Raw genomic sequence first — 9,243 nt, 5'->3', positions numbered from 1 at the left:
ATGCAAAGATACACCCTTTTTCTTTTCCCTTCCAAATTTTTCAGCAACTTTTTTTTCAAAAAATTTTCGGCATTTTCGAGCGATTTCGTTCAACCTTTTTATTTACTGATTGTTATAAAAGGTTATCGGGTTTGACTTTTTTATACTCAAAAACCTTCCTGTTCGAGCTCGAGAAGTTTTTTGAGCCCAATTCCACCCAATCGGGCCAAGAGATTATAGCAATTTGAATCGCAGCCGAAGGATACCGTCGTTGTAGTCGTGGCTGATGATTTTGAAGGTCCCTATCTCGGAGGTGTTCTCTACATGCTTCCCGATACAGAGACATTGGTCATAATCGCCGACCTTGACAACCCGCACCGTTTCGGAGGCATTTTGCGGGAGCCGTGCCAAATCGAAACGATGGCGGGCTTCGTCTTGAGTAATGTATTGTGTGGTTACGGGCAGATGTTCCTGAATCACGCGGTTGACACAATCTTCGATTTGCTGAATCTCGGCCTCGGTGGGAGGTTGCGGTAACTTGAAATCGAGTTTGCTTTTCTTTCTTTCGATATGCGCCGAGACTGCACGACCGCACCCGAAGAGGCGTATCATCGTCTGGTTGACGATGTGCTCGGTGGTGTGCATGGGCGGATATTCTTCCTTGTTGTGCTCGTTGAGCTGAGGTTGCAAATTTTGCTCCATATCAATTTCTTTGATTGATTAGATTGACTATTACTTTTTTAATAATATCCTTTTCTTCGGTTCGACTTTCTGCTATCATCAACGTAAGTGCCACTAATGTATTATCGGCAATACGTTTCTCACCATTGGCCCTGTACAAAATACCGTTATTTTCCATAAACCAAAGAAAAAGCATGGCTGCAATACGCTTATTTCCATCATTAAAAGAATGATTCTTAGTCACTAAGTACAACAACATAGCGGCTTTTTCCTCGATACTGGGATAGAGTTCTTTCCCATCGAAGGTCTGATATATCGTAGCAATAGAGCTTCGGAACGATTGGTCTTTTTCATGAGCAAACAAATCGCTATCGCCAAATTTGGTTTTCAACGACTGAATTGCCTGCATGGCATTTTCGTATGTAGCATGAAACCTCTCTCCTTGAGTTGTTGCTTCGATAGAGAGTTGCTGATAATCATATTTATCCAATATGTCAAGCGCATACACATAATCAGTTACTACAGCCAATAACCCTTTAGTCTGATCCGAGGTCAACATGTCTTGTCGCTTTATCGTATTGCCCAAGATATGAACCATACTCTTCAACTCCTGATAGCGATCCAGTTTAAGTTTTTCATTGACAACAAACCCCTTGACAAGGTATTTCCTTAATATTCTATTCGCCCACTGTCTGAACTGAGTACCGCGCAAACTTTTTACTCGATAACCGACCGAAATAATCACATCGAGGTTGTAGTAAACGATTGTACGAGTTTGAGATTTCCCCTTTAACGAACCATGTCGAGTGGTATGTGCAAAATTTGCACACACCTCTTCGGGCTTCAACTCACCCTCTTGGAATATACTTTTTATATGCCTGCCTATCACCGTTCTATCACGGCCAAACAATTCGGCCATCTGCCCTTGTGTAAGCCACACTGTATCGCCATTCATCTTTACCTCTAACGAAATTTGATTATCGGCAGTCGTATATATCACAATCGAAGAGGCTTCCAACTCGGTGGTGTGCATGGGCGGATATTCTTCCTTGTTGTGCTCGTTGAGCTGAAGAGTATCGGTCATAGGTCATTCAATTGATTATATTATTTCAATAAGAAGTCGTATCGGAACGAGAGCAGTACCCGGGTAAACTGAATATTGTCGTTGAGCGGGATGGAGAGCTCGGGGCGTACCCAAAGTTTACGCGCCCGGAACAACAACCCGGGTACGATGCGATGCTCGGGCATACGGTATTCTGGAATGTTGGTTATATCTACGACCAGCGAGGCTTCCTGAATGATGCGACAAGCGGCATGTACCGTATAACAGGTGTTGTAACCCAGGTCGGAATCGTAAAGCGCCATGACTCCGGCCCCAAAGCTGAACCGGTCCAAGGTCTTGTCCAAGCCGACTTTCACACTCCCGTCGTAGTACCGGCCGGCATAGTTGGCACCGGCAAATGCATCGGCCGAAAAGAGCATACCCCACAGGCCCGTATCGAGCCGATAGCCCCCGACAGCCCGGATATACTGTTCTTTGGGGTTGCGTATCCACAATGTATTCTCAAGGCCTACCGACCATTTGCCTGATTGATAGCCGGCAAATACGTATTTGTTGTTTCGCAATCCTACGAAAACGGATTTTGCAGAGAGCGTATCGACCTGCGCCCACCCGCTGCAAGCGAGCGAAGCGACAATTCCTAAAAGCAGATATTTCAGTTTCATAACTCTTTTGACAATCTTACATTCAATATATTATAACCCAAATCGTTCAGGTGGAGTCCGTCGAGCGAATAGTTCATATTCATACCCCCTTTGTACAGAAAATAGTCATACACATCGACGAAGGTTCCATAACCCAATGTGGCTACCATTTGCTCAAGGGCCGCATTCAGTTCACGGATATATAGCGAAATATTCTTGTCGTCGTTCTCGGCACTCCGTGGCAGGATTGAGATGACAAAGACACGACGAGGAGCCAATGTCTCGATCGTATGTCGATACTCCTCGACAAAATCGGCAATGAACTGCGGGCGCGTCTGCTCGTCGATAAATTCATAGCCCAAGTTGTTCGTACCGATGAGCATCACCACATCTTTACCCCGGTAATCGAGATTCCAGGTGAGAATATCTTCCAAATGGGCCCCGCTCACGCCATCGTTTCGCACCACACGGGTAGGGAACGACGACTTCACATCCCAACCGGCTACCAGCGAATCGCCTACGAAGCACAGTTCGGATACACCATCGTCGGAACACGAAGAGGCTAAACCCATCAACATCGTCATCACAATCAAAAATTTAGTTCTTATTCGATTCATCGCTCTTATTTTTTACACGTTGGTAAAACTCACTTTTCAAAATCTGGCCGATAAACATCTGTGTAAAGACGTTGGCCCCCTCGCCATTCAAGTGCGAGTTGTCGTAAAACAATTCAGGTCGCTGCCAAAAATAGTCCATCTCGCTGTAATCCATCACCTGAACACCATGCTCTTGACACACCTGTTTCAGCAGTTGTTTCGAATATGGATTACCCCCGGCCATCAACCGCTTGTAACAGGGAGGTATAACGACCAACAACTCTACATCGTCGGCCTGCACCTGTCCGATAATAGCTTGCAGGCTTTGCAACTTATCCGGTGCAACAAAGCGGTCGTCGGGTCTACTGCCCAGGTCATTAAACTCAGGTAAAAGCAGGGGCTTATGCTTGGCCACAAAACCATAGTTGGCCATCTCTTCCTTGGGAAGGAAACTCTGCAACAATATGCGAAACCAAACCGTATTGTATCTATACAGATTGGAATGCAGGAAAAAGGCGGCTTTGCCATTGTTCTGCAACGCCAATGTCGAATCCATCAGGGAACTCTGTCCGTAATACGGATTCAACAACGAGATTCTGCCCATATCGTCAAAAGCCAACTCATCGGGCTGCAACACCAAAATAATGCCTCGAGGCTGATGATGTTTCAGCGCACCGTCGACCACACACCTGAAAAAGACAAGATTCTGGGCATTACATCCGCCATTGAATATCGACACGCCCAGACTATCCATCATCGGAGCAGGCATAAAGCTATTGATGGCTACCGACGAGCCCAAAATCAAGACATCGTCTTGCGACTGCCTGAACAGATACTCAATCTTGGCATAGTCGCCCGGCAAACCATACCGCTTTGAATAGAACGACATGATCTGCCCGAACAATACATCGAGCAGTATCACAATCACCACCAGAGCGACACAGGTTTTGATACACTTTATCACATCTCTGTTCATAACCGACCGTTTCTAAAATTGAAAATAAATAAAAGCGCCTCCATCGAACGAAGCCGACAAGATGATAAACGCAAGGAAGAGCGACATCGAAGCGATGCGCACACCATAATGAGGAGAATCCAGAGCGTAAATTTTCAGCGACAACTCATCTTTCAACTCCTTCAACATGAGGATACCGATACACATAAATCCCAGCAGTAACGAGGGGATACCCTCGCCAGTAAACAAGGCGCCCTGATGGGTAAAGATGCGACCGATAATTTCGAAGGCCGAATGTAAATCGTTGGCCCGGAAGAATATCCAGGCAAACATCACCAGCACAAAAGTCACTAAACAATTCAATACGGCATGCAGCTTCCGGGGCGCTTTCACCTGAGGCAGCAACCGGTTTTTCTCAATCCCTACCACCTGATACAGTCCGTGCAGAGTACCCCACAGCACAAAAGTAAGGTTGGCACCGTGCCAAATACCGCTCACCAGAAAGGTGACAAACAGATTCCACAGATGCCGCCAATGGCTCACCCGATTCCCCCCCAACGGAATATACAGATAGTCCTTAAACCAGGTCGACAACGAGATATGCCATCGCCGCCAAAACTCCTTGATGCTCCTCGAGAAATAGGGACGATGAAAGTTTTCCATCAAGTGGAATCCCATAATCCGCGACGAGCCTATGGCTATGAGCGAATACCCGGCAAAGTCGCAATAAATCTGGAAGGTAAAGAAAAAGGTTGCCAGCAGCAGACTCGTACCCGAGTGCTCCATATAATTGTTGTACACGGCATCGACATAGGTCGAAATGCGGTCGGCCACACAGAGTTTCATAAAAAAGCCCCACAACATCCAGCGCAATCCCCTATCGAAATTCTCGTACGAAAACTTGTGCTTCTCCTTGAACTGGGGCAACATGTTCCTGGCCCGCTCGATGGGTCCGGCAACCAACTGCGGGAAGAACGAAATGAAGAGCGCATAGACGATAAAGTTTTTCTCGGCCTTTATCGTACCCCGATATACATCAACCGCATATCCCACGACCTGGAATATATAGAACGAAATTCCCACCGGCAGCAGCACATTCCACTGAGGTATGCTGATTCCAATCCCAAACCATGAAAAGAAATCGGTAATGAGCGACCCGGCAAACTCGTAATATTTATAGAAAAACAAAATCCCCAGATTGATTACGATTCCCGAAACCAAGGCCGTCTTGCGCCACTTTTGTTCTTGAAAACGACTCATACACAACCCCGAAACATAGGTAATTGCCGTACTGGTCAACAGCAGCAACGCATAAGTAGGCTCCCAACACATGTAAAAATAGTAGCTGGCCACCAGCAGAAAAAGCGTCCTCCACTTGAGCTTTGGCAACAAAAAGTAGACCAAGCAAACTATCGGAAAAAACAGTATGAATTCTAAGGAATTAAACAGCACGGTATCGATTCTTTACTTCAACAAATAAATAATTGGCACCGCAAATGTAATACTATTTTGAGTAGAACGTGGCATAACCCGACAATTTTGAAGCATTTCGAGCGGGAGATATACATAGGAAACATGCAAAATGAAAAGAGGAGGACGAGGTACTTCTCGTGCAGCTCCTCACCCTCCCCTTTGAATTATCAAACTAATGGATTCCTTATTCCACAATCAACTTGAACGATTCGTTTCTTTCCAAGCCATTGACCTGACCCAAATAGATTCCAGGCAAAAAATCATCGGTCGAGAGTGTTGCAGCCTCATCGACCCAACTACTCCACACCGGCTTGCCATCTATCGTATAGATACTCACGAGCCCTTGTGCCATCAAATGCAGCGACTCTCCCCGCTTTACCGGGTTGGGATAGACGGCAAAATCTTCGTTTCCAGTAGCTTCAATGCCTGTCGGGGTATCGCTTCGATACACCTCAAACTCGGTCACCGAAGCCGATTCTCCTTCAACATGCTCGCTCGGTATCTCGAGTTTCACATAACGGGCCTCTACCGGCTCTATCGTCACGGATTTACAGTTCTTGTTCAGGCCCGAGGTGACGAGAGTCCACCCTTCGTTTCCGTCGGTCGCATTGTCTTTATCAAGGTCGGGACATTCGGTAGCCACATAGACGTTATATCCGTCAATCTGTCCCGAGTCATATACCTTAAAGGTATTCACCTTGTAGACATCCTCCAGATCGACGATACAATAGTGACGGTCGGCAGCCGACTTGTCGAATGTCCAATGATACTCGGTATCGGCGGTAACACCGTCGAACAGGTGACGGGCATTGGCGTAAAACGATCGGGAGCCCGACGACTTCAAAAAAGTCTTGCCCACGCTGACCAGCGCACCCCGATCGACCCGCTCCTTCAAGTGCCCATATATATCGAATCCATAGATACGCACGGCATTCTCGCCGGTCGGGAGCTCCATGGAGAATTTGACATATCGGGCGGCCCTCGGTTCGGCCAGACGATGGTCCTTCACGTTGGCATTTCCGGCGGCTTCGTCGTTACGGTTCACCACCTCTTCCCAATCGCCATCGGCGCCGGTCAGACTGGTATAGATGCGATAGGAGTGCACGTTGTTATTGCCCTCTACCGTTTTGGAGTCGCGAAAGACGAAGCGGTCGACCTCATAGACATCGGCCAACTCGAAAATCACCCACGGCTCGGTGCTCTTGTTGTCGCACCACTTGACATATTTCTCAGGCTCTTCGAAAAGGCAATAAGCCGCTTCATTCTCCCCCACCTGAGCACTATACGACTGGATACGGACCTGGGGCGACTCAATCTCAGGCGACACCTCGTCGATGCCTACCGGCGAAGAGGGAGGGGTTTCACCATCGAAAGCCCAGGTCGAGGGCTCCTCACCCATGACAAATTCGAGCGTACCGCCGGCCACGATTTCGTCGTGACGCAACCAACAGCGGTCGAGCGGTTCACCGTTCAGGCGGGCCGATTGGATATAAATATTCTTGTCGCTGGCTCCCGTAGCTACGATTTCAAACGTATTTCCATTCTCGAGACGAATGGTCGTATGTGCAAATACCGGGCTCGAAATGAGGTATACATCTTGCCCCGCATTGGGGAAAAAGCCCATGGCATGGAAGATATACCAGGCCGACATCGAACCCGAGTCGTCGTTACCGGGCAGCCCGGTAGCCGATATGTTGTATCGGTTTTTCAAGACCTTGCGCACAATCTCGGCAGCCTTGTCGGGGCGGTTCACATAGTTATAGAGGCTCGGTACCAGAAAGGCCGGCTCGTTGCTTATCTGGAACAGCCCCATGTAACTGCCCTGGTCGAATCCGTTCTCGACATGGGTGAAATAGGTATCCAGCCGACGCAAGAAGGTCTCCTTGCCGCCACAGCGGGCAATGAGCCCGTTTACATCGTGAGGCACATAAAACGACATCTCCCACGGGAACGACTCGTATACGATACCTTCCCAGCCGTCGCGACGGAACACGTTGTAGTCCCGTTCGTTCACCCAGTCGCCGTTACTGTTTTTCGGCCACAAGAATCCCTTGAATCCCAAGCTGTTGATGTTGTCGTTCCACAGATTCTTCCAGTTGTTCGACCGCTCGAGGTATTTCTCATAAACCTCTTGTTGGCCCAACTTCCCGGCTACCGTGGCAATGGCGTAGTCGCAATAGGAATACTCATAGGTGCGGCTCCCCGAACGCTCGGTAGCCGTCGACAGATACCCCTTGCTGTTATACTCCTCGACACCGCCACGGCCCTCTTTACGAGGGTCGGCAGGCTCTACCTCGGCATTCTTGATCATGGCCGCCAACCCCTTTTCATAGTCGATACCCGGCAGATTCTTGACCATTGCATCGGCTATCAGGATATCGCTGTTCGAGCCCCCCTGCACCCGACCGTTGCAGTTACCGCTGCGACCGTCGGGCATATATCCTTCGTGCTCATAAATATCGATCATAGACCGCACCATATCGGCCTGACGCGAAGGAGTAAGCAGCGTAAACAACGGATGAGTGGCGCGGAACGTATCCCATATCGCATAGTAATCGTCGTAGTAGGGTTCGTCCGATTGCCACAACGGATTCTCGCCCGTGCGGTCGCTGGGCTGAAGATAGGCGTGATACAGAGCCGAATAGAAAATAGTCTTGTCGTTGTCGGTTCCCTCGACATCTACCGTATTCAGCACCTCGTTCCATCGGTCGATACCTGCCTGACGTACCTCATCGAAACTCCATGACGACAGACCCGATACATTCTCCCTGGCTTGGGCCGTACTGATAAACGAAATGCCCACCTTTGCCCGAATCTTCTGCGACTCGGTCGTATTAAATTCGAAATAAGCTCCCGACTTCTCGGTACCGGTTGCATCGACCTCGTTACCCGTCAATACCGACGTACCACGCCACACCGCATACGCATCGGCCGGAGTATCGAATATGGCATAAAAATAGGCCGTATACGGGTCTCCCAGATTCCACCCCCCGCGAACGGTCGAGTAGCCTTCGATTTCATGATCGGAAAGAATCTTTACTCCCGAAGCCATCAACTCTTGCGACTCTACATTCAGCGTCAGGCAACTGCCTGCGTCAATCAGAACCTTCGACGAAGCCGACTGCGGGAACGTATATTCGTGGAACCCCGCTCTGTCCAATGCTGTCAGCCGCACACCGATGTTGTATTTGCACAAGGTCACTTCGTACAAATCCAGCCCGAACCGTTCGCCCGTGCGAGCCGACGAATAGTCGGCCAAGTTCAAGTCGCCCGTCATCGGCTGAAACAAAATATTGCCATATTTGGGGCCTCCGCCGGTTCCACTCACGTGCAGATGACTGAAGCCGTGTATATTACCGCCGCTACTCCACCCGGCATTGGCATTCATGTCGCCGCAATCGGGCCCCAGTTTTACCAGACCGAAAGGCGTGCAGACACCCGGGAATACATGCCCCTCGCCATCGGCACCGATCTCGGGACGCACATACTCCCAATTCTCCCGCTCGGTCTCATCCTGCTTCGTGCACACCATCTTCATCGTGTTGAGGTTCACCTCAAGAGTATACACACCAGTCACCGCCACTTGAAAAGCGTTGTCGTATCCGTCGTTGGCCGTAGGACGTTCATACAAATCATACTCGACCCCCGGCTCGACCAGCAAGTGCCCCGACACGTCGCAACGACAAGTAATCGACGGCTCCCAACGGTTAGCCACCAGAAATTTGAATCGGGCCTGGTCCACGCTATAATCGGTCAGCGTACCCGTCCACGAAAAGACACCCGCTTCGCTCCGTTCCATAGGAATAGCCGCATCGGGGTTCCACCCCGCTTCGGTTGCATTACCCACCAAATAAA

Annotated in this window: 7 protein-coding genes; all 7 read right to left on the bottom strand. The window is 49.2% G+C overall.

Going from position 1 to position 9,243, the window contains the following annotated elements; genetic code table 11:
* Positions 1 to 213: 213 nt before the first annotated feature.
* On the bottom strand, positions 214 to 681 hold the full coding sequence (locus tag Q1K76_RS07560) for a hypothetical protein (RefSeq protein ID WP_087409408.1): 468 nt from the start codon (positions 679 to 681) through the stop codon (positions 214 to 216).
* Position 682: 1 nt separating this feature from the next.
* Positions 683 to 1,693 carry a RhuM family protein gene (rhuM, locus tag Q1K76_RS07555; RefSeq protein WP_300132265.1) on the bottom strand — a complete coding sequence of 337 codons (1,011 nt, stop codon included), beginning with the start codon at positions 1,691 to 1,693 and terminating at the stop codon, positions 683 to 685.
* 71 nt (positions 1,694 to 1,764) lie between these two features.
* Entirely contained in the window at positions 1,765 to 2,385 is a 621-nt protein-coding gene (locus Q1K76_RS07550; protein ID WP_300132260.1) for a hypothetical protein, read from the bottom strand.
* Positions 2,382 to 2,981: a GDSL-type esterase/lipase family protein gene (locus Q1K76_RS07545; protein WP_300132258.1), complete on the bottom strand. Its 600-nt coding sequence runs from the start codon at positions 2,979 to 2,981 to the stop codon at positions 2,382 to 2,384. Before Q1K76_RS07545 ends, Q1K76_RS07550 begins: the two co-directional genes overlap by 4 nt.
* Positions 2,962 to 3,936 (bottom strand): hypothetical protein, encoded by a 975-nt coding sequence (locus Q1K76_RS07540; RefSeq protein WP_300132257.1) that lies wholly within the window; start codon positions 3,934 to 3,936, stop codon positions 2,962 to 2,964. The genes Q1K76_RS07545 and Q1K76_RS07540 overlap by 20 nt, the downstream gene beginning before the upstream one ends.
* Positions 3,937 to 3,948: 12 nt before the next feature.
* Positions 3,949 to 5,175, bottom strand: a complete 1,227-nt coding sequence (locus Q1K76_RS07535) for an MBOAT family O-acyltransferase (RefSeq protein WP_300132256.1) — start codon at positions 5,173 to 5,175, stop codon at positions 3,949 to 3,951.
* 397 nt (positions 5,176 to 5,572) lie between these two features.
* The gene (locus tag Q1K76_RS07530; RefSeq protein WP_300132263.1) at positions 5,573 to 9,235 is read right to left on the bottom strand and encodes a GH92 family glycosyl hydrolase; all 3,663 of its coding nucleotides are present in this window, start codon (positions 9,233 to 9,235) and stop codon (positions 5,573 to 5,575) included.
* Positions 9,236 to 9,243 lie beyond the last annotated feature (8 nt).

Origin of the sequence: uncultured Barnesiella sp., assembly GCF_946496565.1 — a bacterium.
GTDB lineage: Bacteria > Bacteroidota > Bacteroidia > Bacteroidales > Barnesiellaceae > Barnesiella > Barnesiella merdigallinarum.
Note: the sequence above shows the minus strand (reverse complement) of the source record. Positions and strands in the feature narration are given on the sequence as shown.

Coding starts and splice junctions, on each gene's coding strand:
- Q1K76_RS07560 (WP_087409408.1), bottom strand. CDS start 681: ATGGAGCAAAATTTGCAACCTCAGCTCAACGAGCACAACAAGGAAGAA.
- Q1K76_RS07535 (WP_300132256.1), bottom strand. CDS start 5,175: ATGAGTCGTTTTCAAGAACAAAAGTGGCGCAAGACGGCCTTGGTTTCG.
- Q1K76_RS07545 (WP_300132258.1), bottom strand. CDS start 2,981: ATGAATCGAATAAGAACTAAATTTTTGATTGTGATGACGATGTTGATG.
- Q1K76_RS07550 (WP_300132260.1), bottom strand. CDS start 2,385: ATGAAACTGAAATATCTGCTTTTAGGAATTGTCGCTTCGCTCGCTTGC.
- rhuM (WP_300132265.1), bottom strand. CDS start 1,693: ATGCACACCACCGAGTTGGAAGCCTCTTCGATTGTGATATATACGACT.
- Q1K76_RS07540 (WP_300132257.1), bottom strand. CDS start 3,936: ATGAACAGAGATGTGATAAAGTGTATCAAAACCTGTGTCGCTCTGGTG.